Genomic DNA, 25,774 nt, shown 5'->3' on the forward strand with positions numbered 1-25,774 from the left:
TCCTCCCGAGGAGGTGATAAAATGGAGTCAAGTAAACCGATTGGAGGTCGGCTGATGGATCCTTGTAAACAAGAAAAGTCCCTAGAACGCCTTGATGACAGGGTTACGGAACTTGAGAGGCAGTATACAAAATTATCGAATTCAGATTCTGAGACGAGGGTGTACTTGAAGCTGCTTATTAACTCCAATGAGGAGATAAAACTCAGCATCAAGGAAATGCAGGCTGAGATTAAGGATCGGGTTTCTAGCGATGAAATGCTTGCTGCAATAGAGCGAATTCAAATATCTCTGAAGGACAGCGGTTTGGCGGATAAGATCATCCCGCATTTTGTGACAGTCATGAAGTGGGGTCTGCTCTTTGCAGCAGCCTTGGCTGGAATTAAGCTGACGTTATAAGGAGGATATATGGAGATAATAAAAAATAATTTGAAATGGGCGAAGCCGCTGTCACCATACCGTCTTAATGAAATTGATGGTCTGGTTCTTCACCACATGGATCACCCGACGTGGGGCTTGGAAGAAGCCCACCTGGAACATTTGAAGAGAGGCTGGTCAGGCTTTGGGTATGGATGGCTAGTCATGAAGGATGGACGTGTAATTGAAGGAAGAGGTTTTAACTTCGGGGCACACACTGCAGATCACAACGGACATTTGTTAAGTGTCGTATTCCAAGGTGATTATGATGGCAAGGACAAAGAAATGCCTGATGTACAGTTTAACGCAGGGGTAGAAGTTATCAAATGGTTGAAGTATAAAGTCCCGACAATCCACAATTTCGATGGTCACCGACATTGGCGACCAACTGCATGCCCAGGCATGTACTTCCCACTTCAAGAAATGAAATCACTTAAGTTAAGAGGTGAGAAAATGGCCATAAGTGAATCAAAACAAAAGGCACTGGCTGACCTTCAGTACCTTCAAAAGACAGGGCGGATTAATAGCCCGGAATATTGGCACAACAACATCGTTGCAAACACGACGCCAAATCTTGAGTATCTCATTATTGGATACGCGAAGGAGGTAAGAAAAAATGAATCAGGAAACGCTTAATGTTCTCACCAGTAATGTCCTCATCCCTGTGGTTATCGCCCTGGTTCCGCTGCTCACGGCGGCCATTGCGGCCGGAGCTGCTTATCTGAGATCCATAGTCAATGACCAGAGAAAGCACAAATATCTGGAGATCGCGGAGGACGCCGTACAGACCGCGGTCATATCGACCTATCAAACACTGGTCTCGACGATCAAGGGTACAGACGGGTGGAACGATAAAACAAAACAGCTCGCATTTGAGGAGTCAAAACGCAAAGCAATAGTGATCATGGGCACTGCGACGCGCCAAACATTAGAGGAACTTTACTGCGATGTCGATGAGTGGCTTGATAATAAGATCGAATTTTATGTATCGAAAACAAATTAAAACTATAATCGCCAAATTGAAACCTTCAATTTAGTTCTTTCTTTCTATCTAACTAATTATCGCGTGAAATTCTATTTCAATTTGATTTAAAGCATATGTTTAAAACGAAGATTTTGTTGAGTGTCAATCAAAATCTTCATTTTTTTGATAAAAGAAGTGTAGCCATTATGAAAATTTGGTAATATTAAACTAAACAAATTTGATATTGAGTAATATGGATGGTGAAACAATGACAATTAATGCAATTAAAGAAGCAATAATTTCATTTAAACAACTGTATATCGACAGAGAGAAAGTTGATGTATTATTTGTTGATGAAATAACTGAAACCATCCAAGTCAGATATATTAATACAGGATTAACAACTTATGTTACTAAAAGTTCAATTAGTACGGAAGTTAGTAAAAAAAGATATATTAAAATAGATGACATTCTGATTATAAGGTGGTAAAGGAATGTATACAGTAGATATTGGAATTTTTGATGGTGATTCATGGGAAGAACTAATTCAAAGATGTTTAAAAGATAAATACGAACAAGAGCTTTATCAAAAAATGCCAGCAGTCGTGAATGGCGATGGAGGGATAGAAGGATTTACTCTTAAGACCGGGAAAGTATTTCAAGCATACTGTCCTGATAAGCAATACAATTCCAGCGATCTTTACAGTAATCAACGTGATAAGATTACCAAAGATTTGAAAAAATTGATTGATAGAAAGAAAGAAATTGTTGAGGCAATGGGTAATCAACTTATAACCGAATGGCATTTCATTACACCGGAAGTAACAAATAAGACTTTACATGCCCATTGCAGAAAAAAAGAAGAAGAATATCGAAAATTAAAAGAGGATCACATTCATCCTGATTTTAGAATTGTTGTAAAAGAATATACTGATTTCATTGAAGGGCTCACAAGGCATATGAATCTAATGAAGTTAAAAATGGATATTACAGTCAATACTCAATACGAAATTGATTGGAGTAAATGTGAGTCTAATCATATAAAAAATTTAACAAGAAAAATAAGTAGTTTAATTTCATCACAGAATTTAGATGGAAATGAGAAAGAAGAAAGCATTAAGAAAATCGTCGAAAGTTATATACTTTTTTATCAACGTGGATTGAAAGTGCTGAATAAACTTGAAGATAGATTCCCGGAACAATATGGGAAATTCAATCGGATTCAACAAGCTCAGGGTGAAGAGGTTGAAATGAAGTGCTTAATTTCACCATTATCTAAAAATGAATTATTTAGTCAAATTCAGAAGGAATTGACACAAAGGCTTATTGAAGAACTAGGTGAGTATTTTGAGACAGCTGGAATTGAACAATTGTCGAGAAAAGTGATCGCTGAGTGGTTGATGTTATGTCCTTTGGACTTTGGTGGTGAATTATGAAAATACATAGTTGTGTTGTAAATGAGCTAATTCAAGATATTTCATTTACTAATAAACCATTACATATTGGCTATAAATATCGGATAATTTATCAACTATGTAGAGTGGTTCTTATTATTGGACTAACTTCAAAACAAAAAGGGTGCTCAATTCTAAAAATCCAGTTTCTCTCATCTATATTAGATGATGAAAAAGTTTTTAAGAGAACAGAGTATCTTCTTAAACAAAACGAAATCGGATTTGTGAATAATTGGAACTACAATCCACTTGTGACCAAAGCGATTCGTTATTGTAATGAAGAGTTGGTAACATATATCACTTCAAACGGAAATATAGTTCTTACTGATAAAGGCATAAAAATCCTTGAAGAAATTGTTAAAAATGAAAGTTTACTTAAGAATGAAAAGATCCAGTTGGGCAGAATTGGCAATAAACTTTCAAATTCTAAACTAGTAAAGTTCCTTGAGAAAGGTTGGAAGTATGATTAAAATGAATGAACTGTTCATTCGGATTATTATTGAAAATGACGTGTTGCAATACCAAAGTAAATTTTCAAAAGGATTGAATGTTATAACTTCTTATCATAATACAAAGGGGAAAAGCACCATTGGAGAATCAATACTCTTTTGCTTAGGACTCGAAGAATTATTAGGTTATAAAAACGAAAAAGCTCTTAAGCCTGTGTTGCGATCAAAAGTCAAGAAAGATGACAAGGAACATAACGTACTTCAATCTGACATTTTTCTTGAAATTGAGAATAATAATGGTGAAATAATTACTATTCAACGAAGCCCAAAACACAACGGTCGTGATCCAAAGTTAGTGAGTGTATTTCAAAATAAACTCGAAGATGTTATAAAAAATATAACTAATGGTGTCGATTATTTTGTCCATGATCCTGGTGCTGCCAAAAATATAAGAGGTTTTCATAATTATTTGTCTGAATTTATTGGTATTAATTTACCTGAAGTAAATACATATGATGGTAAAACTACCTTATTATATCTTCAAACTTTGGCATCCTGTTTTTATATCGAACAAAAGAAAGGTTGGACAGAAGTTTTATTCACATTGCCCAATTACAAAATAAAAGATGCTAAAAGAAGAGTTTTGGAATTTGTCATGGGACTATCTGTCATAGAAACAGAAAAAGAGTACAATTTAAGAAAAATGAAGCTTAAAGAATCCGAAAATGAATGGACTTTACAACTGAACAAACTTCTAACAGGAAGTAAGAATCATAATGATATTAGGTTTTTGGAATTAAATCATAGTCCGCACATAATCTTGGATAATGAGAAATATCAACTTGTCAAAAGTAAAGATCAAGAGAATATGATTACTATTTCAGATTATTTGTTAACAATAGAATCAAAAATAAATGAGCTCAATAATCAAAAAGAACCAACAATTGAAAACAGAAGTAAAGAGATTAATAATGAATTAAATGAATTGAGTGAACTTATGAATGATTTTTCACTTAAGAAGCAAGAAGCACTGGAAGATTATATGTTGGAAAATGATCAATTAGAATCTATTTTGAAAAGATTGGAATATGTAAATAAAGACCTTTTGGAAAACAAAGATTTAGCAAAATTAGTTAAACTTGGATCTGTTGAAGATTTAAAAATTAGCGAATCAAAATGTCCAACTTGTGGACAAGAAGTTGATGACACATTGTTTGAGCAAAACGGTAAAATAAAATTCATGAATATTGAAGAGTCGATATTACACCTAAAAAGTGAGAAAGAAATGCTTGAGTTTTCACGAGATGCTCAGCAACTAAAGGTCAATACATTAAAGATGTTTTTAGAAAAACATGAGGAACGGGTGTCTGAGATTTCTGATAGAATACGATATGTAAAATCAGATTTAATATCAAATAATAAAGCTATCTCTCAAAGTTATATTAAAAAAATTGTTGATCTTGAAATTGAAAAGAACAGTATACATTCACTTATACAAGATTCGGATGAATATTGGGAATTACTTAGAGAAATCGGTACTAAGTGGAGCAAAGACAAGGCAGCTTTATTAGAGCTTCCAAAAGATTTTATTACAGATAGAGATCGAGATATTCTAAATGGACTGAAAAAAGAATTCAGAAAAGTACTTAAAATGATAAATTTTGAATCGACAAATATTGATAATATAAAAATTGATGACTATACTTACTTGCCTGAAGTTGAAGGATTCAATTTGCATATAGATTCTTCGGCAAGTGACACCATAAGGATCATGTGGGCATATATAAATGCAATTCAGAAAATAGCTATCAAATATGGTAATTGTTTTGGTTTTTTAGTATTAGATGAACCTGCACAACAAAGCACTGATTTAAGTAGTGCAAAATTATTTTTAAATGAATTGGTAAAATTAAGCAAGGACATTCAAGTATTTGTTTTATATAAATTGGAGAATGACACGCTGTTTGATGATCTAAATGATAATGACTATACTAGATTACATTATGATGAATATCTAATAAATTAATCAAAAATAATGATTTATATTTGCTGATTCAATAGCAAATCAAATCATTATAATGTTATCTTTTGTTTTAATTTAACTATGAGTATGATGTAAAACCCTCAAAATTGAGGGTTTTATGATTATTTCGCGGTCAGGGCATTACTGATTCGCGGTTGAGCATCACCAGCTCACGCTTGAGCATCGCCATTATATATTGACTGAATTCACAGATTAGCATCATGGAGATTAAGGTCAGTGTCTCAACGCTCTATGAGGCTATTGACCGCTGCTGAGATTCTTACGATGATGATTTTACTTCGAATTATTCAAAAAGACGTGAAATGCATAATTTGCAATTTCACGTCTTTTGTATTAAGTGTATTAACTTGCCTCGTTGGTTGAATAACTTTCGTTTTTTTTATTGCTCATCAATGTGTTGTATATTGTATTCTCAAACACATATTTAACTACATTAACATTAACAGAATTTCCAAACTGCTTATATGCTTGTTTCTCATTGGATGATATTATGAAGTCTTCTGGAAAACTTTGCAATCTAGCGCACTCATGAGGTGTTATTCTCCGGAGATATTTACCCACTATAGGTGTGTGTACCATCGCTACAAGTGCAGGTAAAAAATCTGGCTTTTTAACTCTTATGCCCGATGGTCTAAATTGAATAATACCCTCATATACACTCGTATAATTGCTCCCCATCTGCCATTCAAACTTTCGGTCTGTTGGTTTTAGATCGTTCAAATAATTATACTTATCTCTCCATGAATCAATAAATTGCTTATTGTTTCTGTAAAGAGTTTGATTTTTTTCAATAAATTGAACTTTCCATGCTGGCAATTCTGAAAGATCTAGATTTTCATTCGTAAAGAAATCAGACCAAATTGGAAATCCTATGACTTTTTCTTGAACACCTTGTATAAATTCATCCCAAACATGAATGGCATACTTTTCATACTCGGAAATATCGTATTTCTTATCGGCATGTTGATCGAGGATCGTGTATATAGAAGTTTTCTGCCTTTTTGGTATCTTAAGATCATAAGGTTGGTTTGATAAATCCTTTCTGACACATGGGATAAGTACTCTGTCGCGTGACTGAGGAATACCTAGTTCAAGGGGGGACATAATAAATGGTTTTTCAGGTACAAAGTATCCCAAATCTTCAAGTGCGTGACGTATGACTTTCCATGTGTTTCCTTGATCGTGACTAGCTAAGTTTCTTACATTTTCAAGAAAGACAAATTTTGGATGTGTTACAGAAATAATTCTGGCGATGTCAAAAAAAAGCGTTCCACGGGTATCTTGAAATCCAGCTTGCCCACCGGCTTTAGAAAATGACTGACAAGGAAAACCTGCGCATAAGACATCATATTCAGGAATATCACGAGGTTCTAATGAAGTAATATCGTTAGATGGGTCAATACCGTAGTTTTCTTTGTAAGTAGAGATAGCGAAACTATCAATTTCAGCTGCATAAACGCATGTGCCACCAAACTGAACCAATGCTTGATGAAAGCCTCCAATTCCAGCACATAGATCTATAAATTTAAAACTATTTTTATTCATTTGATTAACCTCGCTATTTCTATCAGTTTTCAATATTTGTATAAAATGTAATTATCAATATGTTTTTTTGATACTTTAAATTTTGGTTTTCTATCCTTGCCGTCTGAATTTTTTCCTTGATTGAAATCAACAAGGAGATATTCATAGTTGAATTTATTGATTTCGAGTATAAACATATTTTTGAAATTAACTGAACCTTTCATTTTTGAATGATAACTCATCAAATCCTTTTTGTTTAATAATATATTCCAATGAACAGTTGTTTTGAAGTCTAGTAGTGAATCTTTAGTCGTTTCATGTTGATAGACTATATACCATAATTTATCACAATCTGATAATGAATTCATGATATTTTCTTGATCATTTAGAATTATTTCGTTGTATTTGAGATCACTTGCTTTTAAATCCAATGAAAAATTGTATTTTTCTGACCATAGATCAAATTGCTGATTGATATTACCCGAAGTGTTGTATTGTGTATATTTCATGATATTGTCTAAATTGTTGTTATTTATAAATTCATTATATTTATATTCTATGTAAAAGCCGGGCCATTCTGGTTGAAGAGCGTAATTGAATTTGTTTTGTAACATCTCATTGTATACATCAAAACCATCTAAATGCTTATTGAAATGGAAAGATCTATTAAATATATCGATATTTTTTATGATCTCATGTTTTGAATTATTTATGAATGATTCTTTATCTTTGAGATATTCAACAAAATACTTAGCATGAACGCACGTGATTTTATTATTGTTTTTGTCAAATTTTGCATGAATCTTATTTGTAGTTGCAGTATGTAAATCTATGGAATGGATATGTGCTGCAGAATTATTGGCAGCTTTTTGGACATAATTATCAGGCTCAAAATCGACAAAGATAATATTATCTTTGTACTTATATATACCAATGAAAAGTACATTAAAGTTTCTAATGAGTATATTGAACAGTTCTGGCCAATGGTTTGATATTTGAATTCTCTTCTTGTATTTAAAGTGAGGCTTTCCTAAATAAGTAACTTGCTTTATTAAAAATGCGAAGTTTTTCCCATTCAGGTTTGCTGTGACCACTTCTCTGCCACTTATATTAATTATATTAACAGTTGCATTTGATTTAAGTAGCTGGTTAATTACAATCTGATTTTTTGATTTTTGGCTGATCACTTCATCGAAATCCTCAACAATCAATCCATTTGCTGTAATTTGTTCAACTTTGTATGGCATCATAACACCTCTCTGCTTTATTTGGATAGATTAACCATTTTAGTATAACATTAAATATTATAATTGTAAGAATTTCAAAGAAGATTATTTTAAAAGCAACAGAATTACCATTGACTTCCATTATTTGGTTCCGTAAAATCTAAGTATAATGGATAAAGGAGTGGTAATTTGAAATCGACTGGCATTGTACGCAGAATAGATCCACTAGGCCGTGTCGTAATTCCAAGTGAACTGAGATCTGTATTTGAAATTCAAGAAAAAGATGCATTGGAAATTTTTACAGAAGGAAAAACTATTATTCTTCGTAAGTATGAGCCACATTGTGTTCTATGTGGAAGCATGGATCATACAAAGAATTATCGAGGCAAATGGATATGCTCATCTTGTATTGAATTCGTTAAACATGAATTTAATGGGCTCTAAGTCAATAGTTGGGGTGGGGATTCTTCGAATCCCTGCTCCTTTAACGTTTATAGGGTATTTAATAATGTGATACGTGGATGATACACAGAATTCATAAAGCCTCGTTTTATGAAAGATAATAGTAATAATTATAATAAGAAATGTAGCAATATCAACCTATAGAAACTGCGATAATTTTATAGCAGTTGAGTGGGAGTGACCCGCAGGGCGCGCATGCGCGCCCTGCTTTTTTTATGCCCTGCGGGCATAAAAAACACCAGGCCGAAGGCCTGGTGGGGTCACTCACGAAGGATGCCGCTGAGCGGAATTTGCTGATTTGGTGTGGTGGAGGGATTATAGATTAAAACAGGTGTTGGGAAACCAAAAGTGTGAGCAAAAGCAGCATCCGAGGGATTGTAACTCTAACGAGAGGGTACTTTTGTCGATATGATAGATATGAGTTATTCAAGAGGATTTGAGCCATAATCCCGATGTATGTGAACCGTCCTTTGTGGCTCTGTTTCAGAGATTAGCTGGCTCTGATATCGCGGAATAGTTGTTCCGATGATTTAGAGCCACCATTCCGATCTCAAGAGCCATAGATTGGATATTGGGTGTTAGGATTGAATTGTAGATCAATTTCTTTATTGTACTTGGTAAGATGAATAAAGATTATGAATTTGTTTTATTAAAACAGTGTGATTACTCGCTTTTTTAGAATTGTTTAACACCAGCTTTCTGAAAATGGTGAATTGTATTGGATGTCATAAATGGAATTGTTGAGTAAGTACAAATATAATTGATTGCACTATATTATTGATGAGTTAAGGAATGATAGGTGAGTTGATATCGTTAAAGTATTAGATGACAGATATCGGATTATTTAGTGATGATTGGAGCAAACAATTTGATGCAATAAATGAAGGTAATCAACTGTTGAGTATTCGATTAGATAATTGATCAATTTAAAGGTATCCTTTGTTTGATTCGGTATCAATCAGTGGAATGGTGCTTTGTTTGTGTCAGAAAATAAAACTATGTAAATGTAGATGTGGAAAGAAGGATATATTCCCAAAATTTATGCTATACTTTTATTATTAGTAAATGGTCGAATAGTATGTGATCAGTATGACTAAACGAGTTGCTTTAGTTTGAGTAAACTAAATAGCTATCACGTGCGATGCTGTCACCTTGAATAATGTTGAAGAAGATGTTTTTTTCAGAAGAATAGCATTATCATAATTTTCAAATCAAATGAGTGTCGGCGTTCTGAAGATCGTGCCAGATACGGGATATCTCAAACCTTTAAAGCTATTTTAATGTCGGTATTCCATAAATTGTATCGGGTGTGGGTTTTGTGTAAAAAGTTAATTGTTGATAACTTGCGGTTCTTACACAGACCGTCGTATCGGAGAAAAAAATTGAGTTCTGCAATTTACAAAATTTGGACGTCGACAGTTTTTTAGAAAAATTCAGGTATAATTAAATTGTCAATCTACTTTCCTTGTTACCACGGCGGTGCTTGAGATAACTCATAAAAAGTCTTCATTTCTTGAAATAGGTAATTTTTAGAATTCTAAACATAGAATTTCCAACGCTTGTAGCGATTGAATTTATGCTATTCTCAACTAAATAGTAGCTTTTCGGAGGTTTCTTCGATACCGATCTTCTTTGAGCGATTTGTTATGAAATTGTTTAAATTTACTTAGTATTTATATATTGAAAAGACGAGGTGGAATTATGCCTAATTACCTTGACCTATTTGCTGGAGCAGGAGGCTTATCAGAGGGCTTTGTACGTGGGGGCTTTGAGTCTATTGTACACGTGGAGACGGATATAGCAGCATGCTATACTTTGAAAACAAGAGCAGCATATCATTGGTTAAAAAAAGAAAAACAGTTGGAACATTACACAAGATACCTGAATGGAACCATTTCAAGGGACGAATTTTACAGCAAGATTCCACAAAATGTATTGGACTCGGTTCTGAATTATGAAATTTCAATGGAATCCTTACCGATGATTTTTGATGATATAGATAAGCAGTTAAACGATGAAAAGCTGGATGTGATAATCGGAGGTCCACCTTGTCAGGCGTATTCGATAGCTGGAAGATCTAGGTCTGAAAACAGGATGGTCGGTGATCAGCGGAATTATCTATATAGACTCTATGCAGAGTTTCTTAAGAAGTATAAGCCGAAGTATTTTGTTTTTGAGAATGTTTTGGGCTTGCTTTCAGCCAAAGATGAAGATGGGACATTGCATTTTGAAAATATGCGTGTTCTTTTCAGAGAGTACGGCTACTCAACTGATTATCGAATTTTAAATGCATCGGATTATGGAGTCCTTCAAAATCGAAAACGGGTTATCCTCATCGGGGCCCGAAATGATTGCGATGACGGATATCCGGAAATCAACAAAGTAATAAACACATATACCGTTAATGAAGTACTGAATGATCTACCTCCTGTACAGGCAGGACAAGGGTCTGCTAGGCCTATACAAACTTTGCCGTACAGCGGTAAGTATCTTTACGAGTCTGGCATTAAAGAATTTGATGCTCAACCTATTACGTTGCATGAAGCAAGGCCACATACAGAGCGGGATCTTGAAATCTATCGATTAGTAGTTGAGGCGTGGAATCGAGACAAGACTAGAGTATCATATACAGATCTTCCAGAAAGACTACAGACACACCAGAATACAATCTCTTTCTTGGACAGATTTAAGGTTGTCGCTGGCGATTTGCCCCGATCTCAGACCATAGTTGCTCATATTGCACGTGATGGTCACTATTTCATTCATCCAGATATTGCGCAAAACCGGTCCTTGACTCCCCGCGAAGCAGCGAGAATTCAAACGTTTCCTGATAACTTCTATTTCGAGTCAATAAAAGGTGTTCCATCCCGAACACTAGCATACAAGCAAATTGGCAATGCCGTACCGGTATGTCTTGCACATTGCATTGCAAAAGCTCTGCTAAAAAAATTGACAGAGGACGAGGAAAATGGCTAAGAACTTGACACTCAACGAATTCTATCGAAATTTTCAGGAAGAAGTCCTGTTTGCTGCAGACAAGGAAACCAGCGGATGGACAACTGAAGATTTTCTTACTGCTGTAATGTTGGGTTATCTAGAGGAAGCTGGAGAGTTTATTGATCCGATTATCTGCCCTTTCAGAAGTCATGGCTTGCAAATGAATGCATATTCAATTTCGGAGGAAATGGATGCTGCTGATATTATTGTGAGTATTTATTTGGACAGCGAAATTCCAAGATCTGTATCTCAGACTGAAATTGATGCAGCAATCAAACGTGCTGTTCAATTGTATCATAAAGCGATCAATGATTTGTACACATCGTTCCAGAAGGACAACGATACGTATGAGTTTGCAATTACGTTGCATAAGAATAAAAGTTCCATTAAGACAGTTCGGATCTGCGCTATTACCAACGGTCTTGTTAAGTCCATTCCATTCAAAAATATCACCATAAATGGAGCTGAGGTCAGTTTTTCAATATGGGACATCGATCGTCTTCATCGTTGTGTGACTTCTGGCAAGATGCGTGAAACGATTGAAATTGATTTTGAAGAGAAGTTTCAAACGACGATTCCTTGCATTGAAAACATTTCAAGTAGTAAACACAGTGTTTATCTAGCGATCATAAACGGTGACCTACTGGCTTCTCTGTATCATGAATTCAGGGACCGGCTGCTGGAAAGGAATGTCCGGTCTTTTCTTCAGGTGAAAGGAGCCGTCAACAAGGGGATTCGCGATACATTGAGAGATGAACCTGATATGTTCTTGGCGTATAACAACGGCATTTCTGTAACAGCAGAGAGTGTGACGATAATTCGTGACGAAAATGGGAAACCATCAATAAGTCGGATTCGTGATATGCAGATTGTCAACGGTGGACAGACTACGGCATCCATTTTCAATTCAAAGAATGACAGAAGAAACACAGTGGATCTGTCGCAGGTTTATGTACAGATGAAGATCTCTGTAATTCATGCTTCTGAGAATATGGATGAGATTGTTCCCAGGATCTCCACATTTGCAAATACACAAAATAAGATCCAAGTAGCTGATTTCTCAGCCAATGATCCATTTCACAGACGCATTGAGGAGTTGTCCAGAACAATATGGACGCCAGCTCAAGGAGGCGAGAGACCTCGGAACTGGTTTTATGAGCGCGCCCGTGGGCAGTACGCAGATATGCTATCCAATGAGTCCACGGCTTCACGCAAAAAGAATTATAAGGATACGCACCCTCTGTTCACAAAGACTGACCTGGCCAAATATGAAAACACATGGGATCAGCTCCCTTACCATGTAAGTGAAGGTGCACAGAAGAATTTCCGCCGCTTCACAGTGCGGCTGAGCGAACGGAAATGTGTGTTGCCAAATGAGGAATACTATCGTCATCTGATTGCAAAAGCCATACTGTTTCGTCAAACAGAAAAACTGGTTCAAAAGCAGCAGTTTGGTGGATATAGGGCGAATATCGTGACATATACGATAGCTTATCTTTCATTCAAGACAGCCCAGCGGATAAATCTGGAGCAGATCTGGAGAGAGCAGGGTTTGAGTCCTGCACTTGAACAGGAGATAGTGAAGATATCAAAATTTGTACAGCTATTGATTGTGAATACACCGGGGGGCTCAAACGTTGGTGAATGGTGTAAGAAGGAAAAGTGCTGGCATGCGGTTCGAAGTCATCATTATGAAATCAGTGCTGCACTTCAGGCAGAATTGATTTCAGTGACAAGACCCACTACAGCCCCGCTACCCACTAGCAGTATCAACTCCTTGACTAATGAGGAGCGGGAACTTATTGAAAGTGTGGCTATGATTCCAGCTGAAACATGGTTTGCTTTATCCAGATGGGCAAAGGAAACCGGCAATTTCCAACCATGGCAGCGCAGCTTGCTTTTTTCTGTGGGCGGCCTCATTGGAAGAGGGGCAAAGCCAAGTATAAAACAGGCAATACAAGCAATCAAAGTATATGAATCCGCTTTCGAGAAAGGTTTCAGCATCTGAATGGATCGAGGGGGTGCTCATGTTGGAATGGAGTGAGTATATAGATCAGGTGTTATCCTGCGAAAGCAGCTTTGATGGAGTCCGTTTTTCATTTAGTGACGGAAAGAGGTCGGTCGGTGTTCCTCCAATAATCAAAGCCAGTATTTTGATGCTGGATAGAATGCAGGAATGCCAAGGAAACTGCAATATAATCGTATTCCCAGAGCGGATTCAATCCGCTTATATTTTTACTCTCACAATGTTACTGCACAACATTTCCGAAGGTAGGATTGGTAGTACTTATGACCCCGATACATTTTCTCCAGGTGAACGACTGAAATTCGGCAAGGCAATTGTTGAGTTTGTCGGTACAGAGGAAAGAGACGGCAAGAAATACATGAAAATTCGATTGGCAGAAGACTTAACAGACAGTGCCCCAATCGATTATTTTCCGCTGTTCCAAAAAATCAACACCCACCGGAAATTGAGCAAGAATTTTCATTTTGTCGAAGCTAAAAAGGAAGCCCGGCAACGGATGCAAAACATGACAATAGAGGAAAAATCACTGCAGATGCTGGCAGACTATAAGACACACATGAATAGCTCTATTGTGTATATGACTGCCATTATCAACACAAAGGAGCTCATTGCGGGTTGCAAGCTGTGCGGGCAGCAGGTCAATGACATCATTATGGTGAGTCATGCAAATTATGAAGGAAATATTCAAAATATCTGTGCCGGACAGCTGGATGGGACACCAGCGATTGTGTTAGCATCGGACTTGTACTCAATCGTCGCTTTGGCAGAGAAAAATCATCCAATTCAGTCTGTCATTATAGATGCTTCGAATACAAACACCCTCCTGTCTCAGCTTGATGCTCTCGATGCCATTAAGCGGTTGGGAGTCCCGATCACTTGTGTTGCCGATATTGCAAATTCTTTTGATTTTCAACCGTTCATCGACCGACAGTTCAGTGTCTGGAGATGGGATCAAAGCAGTATTACTGAGAGTCTATACGACGTTTCTATGCTTTCTTCGGACTGTAAAATCAAAAACTGTGCGAAACAAAAGGTTGAATACCTGACAGCAGACGGGAATGAAATATCCACTTCAATCAAAAAACTGTATTTGCACAGGAACGAGTCAAAAGGATTGTCTTCAGAAGTGATGATGCTGTCTGACAGGCTGTTCAGACTGGCTTTCACAGCACTTCGGGAAACGGTTCCATATTCAGATGAAGAATTGACAGAGAAGCACCATATTCTTGCAGATTGCAGTACGCTGCTGTCAAATGAAATGAATTACTTGGCTCCAGCAACATATGAGGATTATTCTATTGTTATTTCATGCCTGAAAATGGTCTTCGTAAAAGGCTACTCTTTCCCAAAGCATGATGTACTTGCCAACCGTTTGCATAGTGAAAAGTACCGAAGTCTGTGTATCATCGTTCCCGAGGGGTCAGATAGGAAGCGCGTTCAGGAATATTGGCAGACATGGTGTCGTACAAAGAGGATAATTACTCAGATATACGTACACTATCCAGTAGAGTATCATTCAGCGCAATGCTGTCAATTTTCTGCAGTGGTTGTCGTAGGCTGGCTAAAGAGAGCCATTATGCGAAAAATCCTGTATTGCTTCAATACACCGGAATACAATGTGTTGCTCTATGATTATGAAAAAAGGTGGAAAGGTTACGACACTTCCAAGTGGAATGCTGCAATGGACAGTGTTGAGAATAAAAGAATCATAGATCGCTCATTTTCCACTGACAAGTTACAGATTTCCACCTTCAGATTTACAAGTGAAACTCCTGAAAAAAGAGATATACCTGAGACAGACGAATTGACCGAGATCGAGGTTGTACTCCGTGAAAACAAGTATCGGCAATATTTAGTTCGAGATGAAAATCGTAATGAGAACGAAATCACGGAAGCCATTCCAGTGAACTATGCCGGTGGGTATCTTGCATTTTACCGTTCAGGGCACAAAGTCATCTCTGTCAGTAATATCATTAACAATGATGCAGACAAGATTGACAGCGTTCTGCCTGGCAATTTGAAGATAGGTGATTTTGTTGTTGTACGTGAAAGTGACCATGACTTAATAAGGGAAATGGCGGATATCATCTTGGAACGTTCCGGAAAGCCCGAGCTGCGGGGCCTTGCAACCAAATGGAAAGAGGCATTGGAGATTGAGCAGGTTTTCCATTCTGCGGAGGAAATCTACCACCGCCTTCAACAAGCAGGATGTACAAAGGGTTACGCTACTGTACGGGGGTGGCTGCAGGATGATGTGATTGCCCCTCAGAGCAAGGAGGATTTGGCTTTAATTGCTGAAGTCACTGGGAGCGATGTATTAAAAGAATTGTTGGATCAGATATATGAAGCGGCCCAAACCATAAAAAGTACTCATGTTCAGGCAGGCCGTGCATTGTCCGCACAATTGAGAGGCAGAATCGTCGAGTCACTCAAAGCGTGTGATGATATTGACCCATTCAACATTTGGGATCCGATTGAGATGTATGTTGATGGTATTGGAACAGTACGAATCTTGAAGATTATCGACATCGGTACTCCAGTGATCGTTGACATTGCAGATACCAACCGACTGATTGACGAATAGGAGATATCCCATGGCCTTAATGATACCCTCGGTAATATCCCCGGAAGTGAAATCATCCGCTGAGCGTAGAATATTTGAATGGTTCAAGTCTGCTCCGGGAACCGAAGACTGGATTGTTCTTCATTCTTTGGGGATTGCAACGCATAACAGAGTCATTTATAGTGAAGTCGATTTCTTTGTGATGGCTCCAAAACTTGGTATATTTGCGCTTGAAGTGAAGGGCGGTCGTGTAAGACGACAGGATGGCGTTTGGTACTTTACAGATAGATATGACAAGATCGACAGCAAGATCCGTGGTCCATTTGATCAGGCAAAGGAAGGTGTTTTCAGCATTGTTTCCGCAATGAAGGGCCGCCTTGACGGCATCAATCAGCATCTTTCGGATGTTCTTTTTGGGTACGGTGTCATGTTTCCAGACATCGAATACACAGCATCTGGCGTAGATGAGGAACAATGGCAGGTCTTTGACGCCAACGACGGCATAAATGTAAAAAGATATATTGAGCGCCTTGCCGTAGGGGCAAGGGATAAATGGGAAACCGCGTATGGCAAATTAGATTTGTCACGATTACCAGAGAAAGCCGATGTTTGTTGCCTTGCGTCAATCCTGAGAGGCGATTTTGACTGCGCTGTCGCCATTAGCGCCCAGTTAAGGAATGCCGATGATGCGTTGGTGACTTTGACTAAAGAACAGTATCGCTGCTTGGACCAATTGGACGATAATCCCCGATGTCTTATTCAGGGGCCTGCGGGCACAGGTAAAACGCTTATTGCGATCGAGGAAGTCAAGAAGTCAGCCGCACGCGGGGAAAAAGCAGCACTGTTTTGCTTCAATTCAAACCTTGCAGATTGGCTGGCGGGATATTTCTCTGAAATGCCTGAAGAATTACGACCTGCGTTTGTTGGCACGTTTCATAGGTTTATGACGCAGGTTTGCAGACAGGTGGGTAAAACCCCTGTCTATCCTAGCGATCGAGATGACGTTCAGCACTATTATCAGGAAATTTTGCCGGGGGCTGCTTTGGATGCTTTGGTTGATATCGGCTGCCTCTTTGAAAAGATAATTGTTGACGAGGCTCAGGATCTGATAAGCAACAACTATTTGAAAATTATGGATGCGTGCCTGCGAAGAGGCCTGACTAGGGGTCGTTGGTTCATGTTTGGAGATTTCTCTATGCAGGCGATTTTTTCAGATGGTCTTTCTGAGTCTGACCCAAAAGGAAAGTTGGAAGATATCACATCCTTTGTTCGATTCAAACTACATATCAATTGCAGAAACACCAAACCAATTTGCGAAGAGATTCAGACCGTCACGGGTTTTTCTGCGCCAAGCGATCTGTGGACCAGAATTGATGGCCCGCCAGTTCAATATATCACGTGGGCGTCAATGGAAGAGCAGCACAATAAGCTAAATGGTCTATTACGACAATTATCCGACGCGCACATCCATCCGGAACAAATAACAATCCTTTCTCCACGAAAGCGCGAATACTCAGTTGTTTCAATGATTGAAGGATATGACATCCGTGAGTTCCGGATACCGGAGACCTTGAACATGACGTTTTGCACAATACAGGCATTTAAGGGGCTTGAGAATACGGTAATCATCCTGACGGATATTGAGAATTATTCTGCAAACAAGTTGATGTATGTAGGATTGAGTAGGGCTCGTTCTGGATTGTACATTTTCGAGTCAGAGGCTGCCGCAAAAGAATACGATGACCTTTTGGTAAGGAGGTTATGCAAATGAGCGATACTAGACGAAGTCAGCTAATTGAGATGGTGGAGCGGGAATTCATTGGTCCAGATCCTATCGATTGGCCCGGCCTTATACAGGAAAACGGAGAAGAAATCCTGGTAACGGACCCGCCACGTACTCGCTACATCGCAGGAATTCTATATCCCAGAGAAACGACCGATACTGATGTGGACACGCGCGAAGGAGAATCTCAGCCCATTGGTACACCCGACGAGTACGACACAGGAGTCGGGTGTGAAAAGAAATCAGGAGGGGAGAATTCAGAATTCCTGGAATACGCAGAGGAACTGATAAATAGGTCCAATGCTTACAGACAGTCGGCAATCAGCATGACTATTGCTGTCAAGGATGGTGATTCAATCCGCGTAAAGGTTTCTGCAGGTGTATACATCTCGACAAAGGTAGTGGACTCAGAGACAGGACGAGAGCATGTTTCATATTCCAGAACAGCATTAGAGTGGGAAAACGCAGGAAATGAAATTCCACTTCCTGATTCCAAAAGTAGTCTGATGCACATCCCCGTGGACACGACAGGCATGCAATTCGATGTTACCTACCGTTATCAGCTGGGGAATAGTAAGATATATACATTCACACTGGAGAATACAAAAACAAACAAGGGCTCCTCAGTGAAGGACGATGATTGCTTCTTCCAGACGAAATTCCGGCTTTACTCGGAACTGGGTTTTTCCGCTTTGGCAGAAGGACAGAGGATTACGAAAGATGATGACTTTCGGTCCAATCAGATGTTGTATCGTGATATTCACAATTATGCGATTGGTCATGGCTGCGCTGCCGACTGGGATGATACACCCGGAAAAGTCGGCTGGATTTCTACAGCCACATTTCCAAAATATGAACTCAAACCCATCGTACCAAGCAGAATAGACGGCGTTTCACTTGAAATGCTCAAAATGAGTCCACATGGCGATTTTAGTCAAACTATGGCCGAGTTGCGTACGATGTGTGAAAAATACAGGGACTGGATCAATGGTTTAAAATCCATTAAACAGGGACTGGCCTCCGAGCACATAGAAACTGCGGACAGACATATCGCGAATTGTGAAACATGCCTTTCCAGAATGGAGAAAGGGGTCGAACTGCTTGAACAGAATGAAACCGTCAGAACTGCATTCCAATTTATGAACCTTGCCATGCTGATGCAGCAAATACACTATAATCTACCGCTGCAGCGCTGGGAAGATGATGGAAATATGGACATCCGTCTTAAAAATCCGGTTCCTATGCCGGTGGCTACGGATGAGGGCACTTGGTACGGAGATAAGAGCAAATATGGTAAATGGCGTCCGTTTCAGTTGGCATTCGTTCTGATGAATCTTCGATCCATGTATGACAGGGATTGTAGTGAACGAGGAATCGTGGAACTTATCTGGTTTCCCACTGGTGGTGGCAAGACAGAAGCTTATCTAGGTCTTTCTGCCTATACGATTTTCATCAGAAGATTGCTCAACAAAGAAGACAAGGGTACATCCATCCTGATGAGATATACACTTCGCTTGCTGACAGCACAGCAGTACGAGCGTGCGTCTGCAATGATCTGTGCATGTGATCTGATTCGGAAGGAACACGAAGATTTGTTCGGCGAGTCTCGCATCACAATTGGTTTGTGGGTTGGTGGGACAACTACACCTAATACCATGGATGGCCCCAAGGGTGCGGTGAGACGGTTTGATGAACTTGTGCGCACAGGTGGGGACAATCCATTCGTAATGTTGAAGTGCCCGTGGTGTGGTGCCCAAATGGGTCCGGTACAACGCGGCAAGGTGTGGGAGGTGGCTGGCTATAAAAAAGTCATTGGGCCTCATCGGAAGGCCAGTGTCGTATTCAGATGCCGTGCCAGTCATTGCAACTTTTCAAGTATTGACCTGCCGTTATATGTCGTTGATGAAGCTATCTATAAAGAAACACCTACTCTATTGCTCGGCACTGTCGACAAATTTGCCATGCTTCCATACCGGCCACAGGCACAAAGCTTGTTTGGCTATGAAAACAGCAGAAAAACATCCTCTCCAGATCTGATTATCCAAGACGAGCTGCATCTCATCTCAGGGCCTTTGGGCTCCATGGTTGGACATTATGAAACCATGATCAGTGAATTGTGTACAACAAGAACCCCTTCAGGAGAAATCAGACCAAAGATCATTGCTTCCACAGCAACCATCAGCCGGGCAAAGGAGCAGTGCCACGCTCTATACTGTTGTGGTAGGGACAATGTATTCCAGTTCCCGCCCTCCGGATTGGATGCAGGCGATTCATTTTTCGCGGAAGAAGATAAGGTGGCCAACGGCAGACTGTATGTTGGTGTTCTGGCAACGGGTTCTTCTTCAGATACAACTACTGCTATCCGCCTGTTCTCCGCACTGCTCTACGGCGCAAAGGCAATGCTCGTCGAAAGTGAATCGGACCGGGATCCTTATTGGACAAATATGGGGTATTTTAACAGCATCCGTGAACTTGGACAGGCCGCCACTTGGATTAGGGCAGATATCGATCAGCACCTTGATGTCATGTACAAACGGCGCCATGATCACGAACGCTATCCATCAAAGGAAGATTATCGAAATAGTCGACGTTACATCTGGCGTGACGAAGAACTTACCAGCCGAATTTCTGGAAGTGAAGTGACAGCCAGCTTGGGGAATCTAAGTATCTCTTACCCTCCCGAAACGGATACTACTGGAAAGGCCAAGGAGTTGCCGATTGATATCTGTCTTGCGACCAATATGATATCTGTAGGTCTTGATGTCACCAGACTGGGATTGATGACTGTAGCAGGGCAGCCCAAAACGACTTCCGAGTATATCCAAGCTACCAGCCGCGTTGGACGTAATGGGAAGGATGCGCCGGGCGTTGTGTTCGTACAGTACCGACCCGGACGTCCGAGGGATAAATCACACTATGAGCACTTCAAGTCTTATCATTCTCGGATATATTGCAATGTCGAACCCACCAGCGTGACGCCGTTCTCAGCACCTGTGAGGAAGCGTGCATTGCACGCGATCATGATAGGTATGATGCGTTTAATGAGAGACAGCAATTATAACCAGGATCCGCCAAAACTCCCGGACGATGAGTTGTATGACCATGTTCGGACAATCATCGAGAACAGAGTGGATGATATCGATAGCGATGAATTTGATGCCACTGTCGCCAGAATGCAGGATATCATGGATTCTTGGAAAGACTGGAATCCTCGGAAATGGGAGCCGGCGTGGAATCCTGACCTGTCATACGCGGATCCGGTACCGCTCATGTTCGCAGCAGGAAGTCACAGGAATGAAATCTGGGGAGAGCAAGGCATAGAGACACCGACATCGATGCGTAGCGTCGATGCCTCTTGCGAAGCTGAAGTGCTTGAAAATCGCTATTTTGCAAAAGGGGACTGAATAAAATGTCATATTCCAATAAACCGATGCGAAGAAGCGCCCTGATTGGGCCTTGGGGCGTAGGAGCAATCGTTCCATTTCCAAACGACGAATCTCTGATGATTGCGGGATTGGATATGTGGAGATACAAGGAACCTCAGAATTTTATTATTAAAGATGAACGGTTGCAACGAAGGCTTGGTGTTCAGGAACTGAGGTGGCCACCGGATTTCAGGGAGAACAACGCTGACCGAAAAAACAGTATGTTAAAGATTCCTGCGGTTCGGTTCCCGACATGGCATTACTGTCCGTTCTGTGGATCAATGGAAAAGACAACTTTTTACCAAAAGCCACCAGTATGCGATTGCTATCCATGGTCCAATGGACGAAAGTGCGATGCAACCAAAAGGTTTAAGCGTAGATTGATTCCGGAGCGTTTCATTGTAATTTGCCCTGATGGCCACATCGATGATTTTCCTGTTGCTGAATGGGTACATCAAGGGCGTGAACAGGCATACGATCCGAATAAATGCAAGATTAGAAGGAGTACAGGCGGAGCATCAGCAGCACTGAGCGGCGTCTTCTACGAATGCAGCTGTGGTGCAAAACGATCAATTGCAGGGGCTACAACACCTGGTGCTCTCGCTAGGATCGGATACCGTTGCAGGGGATCCAAACCTTGGCTCGGCAAAGAAACAGATGATGAGAATTCCTGTTCGAATGAGGATGTGAGGGTGGTTTTGCGAGGTGCGACAAATGTGTGGTTCGCAGATACCCGTAGCTCAATCTATATCCCCACTGACGAGAAATCTACAAGTCGCAAGGTTATCGCAATATTGGACAAGAATTTTGACAGGTTGAATACTCATCGTGTCAATGGCCAATGGAACAGAGAAATAATTGACTATCTGGCAAATAACGAGGGTGTTGATCCGAATGTTCTGTTTGATGCGTTCCTTAAACGCGAGGGAAGCATAGTGGGGATTCCTGAAGTTACGGAGGATATGTCTGAAGATGCGTATCGCCTTGCAGAGTACAAAGTGTTGATAAAGAGCAGCGGCAGTGACGCACAGGCATTCCATTCGCGTAACTATCCAATTGCTATGTATGATCCTGTCATTGGTAAATACTTCAACAGTATATCACTCGTGCATAAGCTGCAGGAAACACGTGCTTTTGTAGGCTTTTCACGGACAGAACCCAAAGAAATGCTCATTTCTGAGATGAAGAAGATGCTGAGACTTGGTAACGAGAATTGGCTTCCAGCCATCCAAGTGAATGGTGAAGGCATTTTTTTCGAGTTCAACCAAGAGGCGTTGGAGAGATGGGCAAAGCAGAATTCAGTTTTATCGAGAATGAAAAATCTGCAGGCATCATATGGGCGGTCGAAATTCGCTGCAAACTCATCGGGTGTGCTACGGCCCGAATTTGTCCTGATCCATACGTTCGCACACCTGCTTATAAATCAACTCAGTTTTGAATGTGGATACGGGAGTTCTTCGATTCGCGAACGAATCTACTGTGAAAAGACCAACAATGAACACGAAATGTATGGTGTGTTGATTTACACAGCTTCCGGGGATTCGGAGGGATCACTAGGGGGATTAGTCAGACAAGGTGATAAAGGAAGAATTGAAGACACAATCAAGTCATCAATTCAGAATGCTGTATGGTGTTCATCTGATCCGGTGTGTATACAATCAGTTGGACAAGGCCCGGAATCGTGTAATTTGGCTGCTTGTCACAACTGTGCGTTACTCCCTGAAACGTGCTGCGAAAACGGCAACAGACTATTGGATCGTGGAGTCGTTGTCGGTCAGCTGGATGATCGGGCAGTCGGTTTTTTTTCAGAACTCTGTAATCAGTGAGGAATCAGTATGTATATAGTCTTATCACAGAAGATTGACAGCGAATCCATTTATGAGGACGACCTGTTTAAAATCCATCACTTTCCTGGCAGGTATCGCAATCAATTACACGAAGGAGATATCTTCGTCTATTATCAGGGGAACAGGTTTGACCGTAACCAGCGATACTATTTTGGATATGGAACAATTTGTGGGATTGTCACCACTGATGGAGAAAACTATTATGCCAAGTTGACTGATTGTCAAGTGTTTTCAAACAAAGTGCCAATATATCTGCCGAATGGCGGATATGTTGAACATTTCAGTTATCAGACAGTACGTAAAAGGTTGAATCCACCTTGGCAAAGCTCTGTACGTCCACTTTCCAATGAAGCCTTTGACTACATACTGAAAGCCGCAGGAGTCATGATTGTACCGAATACCACAGCTGAGGTTAATGTTGATGAGTTAAAGGATAAATTGAAAACAGCAGTCAGAGAGTATTTTGTTGAAGGCGATACATCTGCGATACATCGTATCGAGAGCATTTCAGCCGAAATAGGCCGTATGACATCCTGTAATAGGGATCAAGTGGACCATATGGATTGATAGAGAGAGGAATAATTGTGGCGAATGGATATACTTCGAAGACCAGAAGCTATAATATGTCCCGAATTAGCGGGAAGAATACAATACCGGAATTGATCGTTAGGAAATACCTGTTTTCCCAAGGGTTCAGATATAGAATAAATGATCCCCGTCTTCCTGGTAAGCCAGACATTGTACTGTCAAAATATAGAACAGTGATTTTTGTGAATGGATGCTTTTGGCATGGTCACACCGGATGCCGCTATTTTGTATGGCCAAAAAATAATGAGAAGTTCTGGAAAGACAAGATTACTGGAAATGTCCAAAGAGATCAGAGAAACTGCAGACTGCTTGCCGAGCAAGGGTGGAGAGTGATAGTTATCTGGGAGTGTGAGTTGAAAAAGAGCGTGGCATCAAAGACACTCGAAGAACTGGTGCAAAAGCTTCGCATGGCAGATACCCAATGAAACACCACACCGATGAACGGTTTCAGGGGAAGCTCCGAAATACTAGGTACAAGATCGCCCGTACATGGTAAAGTCGCCCGTACCTAGAACCGGAAGTGAAGTTTCGAAAGTTGTTTGCGCAAGAATTTAGATATATCATGGCTTTCAAAGGACAATGATCAAAAAACGAGACGATATGTACTAGATACGGGCATGAGTTGTGCATACATAAAAACAGCTATAACCATTGATATTAATATGGTAATAGCTGTTTTGCTGTGTAGACCAATTTTTATATCGCTTATGTGGTAACCAATTCCGAAATTTTCGCTGCAACAGCTTCCAATGATTCTTCAATGGTACTTAATCCACTTCGTGAGCCAAGCAATGGACTTACTTCTCGCAAATCATCAAAAGTCGTATTATGAACAACAGGGATAAGTAAATCACGAGCAAGTAAAGCTGAAAGTTCCTTATCTGCTATTCCTTCGCCCTTAACTCGTTTAAGAAACGAAGGTGTTACCAGAACAATACCGATACGCGAATTTGCCAATCCTTTATCAATTTCGCGAAGTAAAGATGAACCCAGCGGAACATCATTCTCGCTAAACCATACAGTTACACCTTTTGATTTAAGATAACCGTGCAAGTCCTTAGCCGCATCTTTTCGGTCATCCCAAGCGTGACATAGAAAAACATCACGTAAATCTGGTAAAGTTGAACGCTTTTCAACATTTTCACGAACAGGAGAAAGTGTTCGAATTTCAGCAGGAGAATATAAAATAGTAGAACTAGCTGAAGACCAACTGGCTTTTGTCTTAGTTTGCCCCCCACCGCTACTACTACTACGAGTTGTAGAACTGCTTGTAAATGAAGATTTCTGTGAATAATTTGAGGAATACGGGTTGTAACCTCCATAACCACTATATCCACCACCACAAACGGGACAACTTGCCCTTCCGCTCGCTGTGCGATGACCATGAATTGGTGCTGTACATCTTGCCATAATTTTACTCCCCCTTATTTTTTATTTTTGTGTGATATTGTCTATATCTCCCAAAACGTTTTATTATATTGTATCATTTTTGAAAATATCAAACTCAAGAAAATATCGTTTGGATACTATAGTACATAGCATCAATAGCAAGGATCACCCGTACCTGGTAACACCAGTGAAGTTGTGGAAATTGTTTGCGGATCGCCCGGGATCCGTACTTGGTATAGTCAGTGAAGTTGCGGAAGTTGTTTCAGTAAGAGTCTGCATATTTCAAGGCCTTCAAAGGACAAGTATAAAAGAACGAGTCGATCTATTCAGATAAATAAGAACCACTCGACGGGGATATTTAGGAAGAATTGAACATTGAATTAATTTTCAGCAATTTCCGTTGCTATCCTATCACCACGAGTGAATTTATGAAGTTATTTTTGCTGGAATCAAGTTAATGCAAGCTTTTCAAAATTATTTTGCATTAATGTTCCGAAAAAAGTGCCAAGTACAGGCCAGCAGACAAACTGGATTCAATCGCAGCCTAGTCATATCAAGCATCTACTTGGTTTATTGGTGTGCGAAAGTTGAGTCAATTACTAATACTTTTAAAAATAAA

19 protein-coding genes are annotated in these 25,774 nt (G+C 39.8%); 16 read left to right on the forward strand and 3 right to left on the reverse strand.

Annotated elements, in window-relative coordinates:
- Positions 1-21 precede the first annotated feature (21 nt).
- The 7 genes from AC4PHM_RS14525 (at position 22) to AC4PHM_RS14555 (ending at position 5,307) form a co-directional block, all read left to right on the forward strand.
- Complete coding sequence (locus AC4PHM_RS14525) at positions 22-396, forward strand: hypothetical protein (RefSeq protein ID WP_492018451.1); 375 nt, start codon at positions 22-24, stop codon at positions 394-396.
- Between the two features lie 9 nt (positions 397-405).
- Complete coding sequence (locus AC4PHM_RS14530; RefSeq protein ID WP_492018452.1) at positions 406-1,050, forward strand: peptidoglycan recognition protein family protein; 645 nt, start codon at positions 406-408, stop codon at positions 1,048-1,050.
- Complete coding sequence (locus AC4PHM_RS14535) at positions 1,031-1,417, forward strand: hypothetical protein (protein ID WP_492018453.1); 387 nt, start codon at positions 1,031-1,033, stop codon at positions 1,415-1,417. The genes AC4PHM_RS14530 and AC4PHM_RS14535 overlap by 20 nt, the downstream gene beginning before the upstream one ends.
- Before the next feature lie 229 nt (positions 1,418-1,646).
- Positions 1,647-1,868 carry a hypothetical protein gene (locus tag AC4PHM_RS14540; RefSeq protein ID WP_492018454.1) on the forward strand — a complete coding sequence of 74 codons (222 nt, stop codon included), beginning with the start codon at positions 1,647-1,649 and terminating at the stop codon, positions 1,866-1,868.
- Between the two features lie 4 nt (positions 1,869-1,872).
- A complete protein-coding gene (locus tag AC4PHM_RS14545) occupies positions 1,873-2,814 on the forward strand; it encodes a hypothetical protein (protein WP_492018455.1) in 942 nt (313 codons plus the stop codon).
- Positions 2,811-3,302 carry a hypothetical protein gene (locus AC4PHM_RS14550; RefSeq protein WP_492018456.1) on the forward strand — a complete coding sequence of 164 codons (492 nt, stop codon included), beginning with the start codon at positions 2,811-2,813 and terminating at the stop codon, positions 3,300-3,302. Before AC4PHM_RS14545 ends, AC4PHM_RS14550 begins: the two co-directional genes overlap by 4 nt.
- The gene (locus AC4PHM_RS14555) at positions 3,295-5,307 is read left to right on the forward strand and encodes a hypothetical protein (RefSeq protein WP_492018457.1); all 2,013 of its coding nucleotides are present in this window, start codon (positions 3,295-3,297) and stop codon (positions 5,305-5,307) included. The genes AC4PHM_RS14550 and AC4PHM_RS14555 overlap by 8 nt, the downstream gene beginning before the upstream one ends.
- A gap of 360 nt (positions 5,308-5,667) precedes the next feature.
- Here the strand turns inward: AC4PHM_RS14555 and AC4PHM_RS14560 are convergent, their stop codons facing one another.
- On the reverse strand, positions 5,668-6,870 hold the full coding sequence (locus AC4PHM_RS14560) for a DNA cytosine methyltransferase (protein ID WP_492018458.1): 1,203 nt from the start codon (positions 6,868-6,870) through the stop codon (positions 5,668-5,670).
- Positions 6,871-6,899: 29 nt separating this feature from the next.
- On the reverse strand, positions 6,900-8,099 hold the full coding sequence (locus AC4PHM_RS14565; RefSeq protein WP_492018459.1) for a hypothetical protein: 1,200 nt from the start codon (positions 8,097-8,099) through the stop codon (positions 6,900-6,902).
- A gap of 165 nt (positions 8,100-8,264) precedes the next feature.
- Between AC4PHM_RS14565 and AC4PHM_RS14570 the strand changes: the two genes are divergently transcribed.
- The 9 genes from AC4PHM_RS14570 to AC4PHM_RS14610 all read left to right on the forward strand — a co-directional run bounded on the left by AC4PHM_RS14570 (position 8,265) and on the right by AC4PHM_RS14610 (position 24,191).
- Entirely contained in the window at positions 8,265-8,519 is a 255-nt protein-coding gene (locus AC4PHM_RS14570) for an AbrB/MazE/SpoVT family DNA-binding domain-containing protein (RefSeq protein WP_492018460.1), read from the forward strand.
- Between the two features lie 1,719 nt (positions 8,520-10,238).
- Positions 10,239-11,513 carry a DNA cytosine methyltransferase gene (locus AC4PHM_RS14575; protein WP_492018461.1) on the forward strand — a complete coding sequence of 425 codons (1,275 nt, stop codon included), beginning with the start codon at positions 10,239-10,241 and terminating at the stop codon, positions 11,511-11,513.
- Entirely contained in the window at positions 11,506-13,542 is a 2,037-nt protein-coding gene (locus AC4PHM_RS14580; protein WP_492018462.1) for an AIPR family protein, read from the forward strand. The genes AC4PHM_RS14575 and AC4PHM_RS14580 overlap by 8 nt, the downstream gene beginning before the upstream one ends.
- A 19-nt stretch (positions 13,543-13,561) precedes the next feature.
- On the forward strand, positions 13,562-16,144 hold the full coding sequence (locus AC4PHM_RS14585) for a DrmE family protein (protein ID WP_492018463.1): 2,583 nt from the start codon (positions 13,562-13,564) through the stop codon (positions 16,142-16,144).
- A 10-nt stretch (positions 16,145-16,154) separates the two neighbouring features.
- A complete protein-coding gene (locus tag AC4PHM_RS14590) occupies positions 16,155-17,894 on the forward strand; it encodes a DEAD/DEAH box helicase (protein ID WP_492018464.1) in 1,740 nt (579 codons plus the stop codon).
- Positions 17,891-21,310, forward strand: a complete 3,420-nt coding sequence (locus AC4PHM_RS14595) for a helicase-related protein (protein ID WP_492018465.1) — start codon at positions 17,891-17,893, stop codon at positions 21,308-21,310. The genes AC4PHM_RS14590 and AC4PHM_RS14595 overlap by 4 nt, the downstream gene beginning before the upstream one ends.
- 5 nt (positions 21,311-21,315) lie before the next feature.
- Complete coding sequence (gene drmB / locus AC4PHM_RS14600; protein WP_492018466.1) at positions 21,316-23,157, forward strand: DrmB family protein; 1,842 nt, start codon at positions 21,316-21,318, stop codon at positions 23,155-23,157.
- Positions 23,158-23,166: 9 nt separating this feature from the next.
- Positions 23,167-23,745, forward strand: a complete 579-nt coding sequence (locus tag AC4PHM_RS14605; RefSeq protein ID WP_492018467.1) for a hypothetical protein — start codon at positions 23,167-23,169, stop codon at positions 23,743-23,745.
- Positions 23,746-23,762: 17 nt separating this feature from the next.
- Complete coding sequence (locus AC4PHM_RS14610) at positions 23,763-24,191, forward strand: very short patch repair endonuclease (protein ID WP_492018468.1); 429 nt, start codon at positions 23,763-23,765, stop codon at positions 24,189-24,191.
- Between the two features lie 280 nt (positions 24,192-24,471).
- Here AC4PHM_RS14610 and AC4PHM_RS14615 read toward each other — a convergent pair whose 3' ends face one another.
- Positions 24,472-25,176, reverse strand: coding sequence for a toll/interleukin-1 receptor domain-containing protein (locus tag AC4PHM_RS14615; RefSeq protein WP_492018469.1), 705 nt, complete (start codon positions 25,174-25,176; stop codon positions 24,472-24,474).
- Between the last annotated feature and the right edge of the window lie 598 nt (positions 25,177-25,774).

Source organism: Acidaminobacter sp. QWL-03 (genome assembly GCF_058683855.1).

Coding starts and splice junctions, on each gene's coding strand:
- AC4PHM_RS14525 (WP_492018451.1), top strand. CDS start 22: ATGGAGTCAAGTAAACCGATTGGAGGTCGGCTGATGGATCCTTGTAAA.
- AC4PHM_RS14530 (WP_492018452.1), top strand. CDS start 406: ATGGAGATAATAAAAAATAATTTGAAATGGGCGAAGCCGCTGTCACCA.
- AC4PHM_RS14535 (WP_492018453.1), top strand. CDS start 1,031: ATGAATCAGGAAACGCTTAATGTTCTCACCAGTAATGTCCTCATCCCT.
- AC4PHM_RS14540 (WP_492018454.1), top strand. CDS start 1,647: ATGACAATTAATGCAATTAAAGAAGCAATAATTTCATTTAAACAACTG.
- AC4PHM_RS14545 (WP_492018455.1), top strand. CDS start 1,873: ATGTATACAGTAGATATTGGAATTTTTGATGGTGATTCATGGGAAGAA.
- AC4PHM_RS14550 (WP_492018456.1), top strand. CDS start 2,811: ATGAAAATACATAGTTGTGTTGTAAATGAGCTAATTCAAGATATTTCA.
- AC4PHM_RS14555 (WP_492018457.1), top strand. CDS start 3,295: ATGATTAAAATGAATGAACTGTTCATTCGGATTATTATTGAAAATGAC.
- AC4PHM_RS14560 (WP_492018458.1), bottom strand. CDS start 6,870: ATGAATAAAAATAGTTTTAAATTTATAGATCTATGTGCTGGAATTGGA.
- AC4PHM_RS14565 (WP_492018459.1), bottom strand. CDS start 8,099: ATGATGCCATACAAAGTTGAACAAATTACAGCAAATGGATTGATTGTT.
- AC4PHM_RS14575 (WP_492018461.1), top strand. CDS start 10,239: ATGCCTAATTACCTTGACCTATTTGCTGGAGCAGGAGGCTTATCAGAG.
- AC4PHM_RS14580 (WP_492018462.1), top strand. CDS start 11,506: ATGGCTAAGAACTTGACACTCAACGAATTCTATCGAAATTTTCAGGAA.
- AC4PHM_RS14585 (WP_492018463.1), top strand. CDS start 13,562: ATGTTGGAATGGAGTGAGTATATAGATCAGGTGTTATCCTGCGAAAGC.
- AC4PHM_RS14590 (WP_492018464.1), top strand. CDS start 16,155: ATGGCCTTAATGATACCCTCGGTAATATCCCCGGAAGTGAAATCATCC.
- AC4PHM_RS14595 (WP_492018465.1), top strand. CDS start 17,891: ATGAGCGATACTAGACGAAGTCAGCTAATTGAGATGGTGGAGCGGGAA.
- drmB (WP_492018466.1), top strand. CDS start 21,316: ATGTCATATTCCAATAAACCGATGCGAAGAAGCGCCCTGATTGGGCCT.
- AC4PHM_RS14605 (WP_492018467.1), top strand. CDS start 23,167: ATGTATATAGTCTTATCACAGAAGATTGACAGCGAATCCATTTATGAG.
- AC4PHM_RS14615 (WP_492018469.1), bottom strand. CDS start 25,176: ATGGCAAGATGTACAGCACCAATTCATGGTCATCGCACAGCGAGCGGA.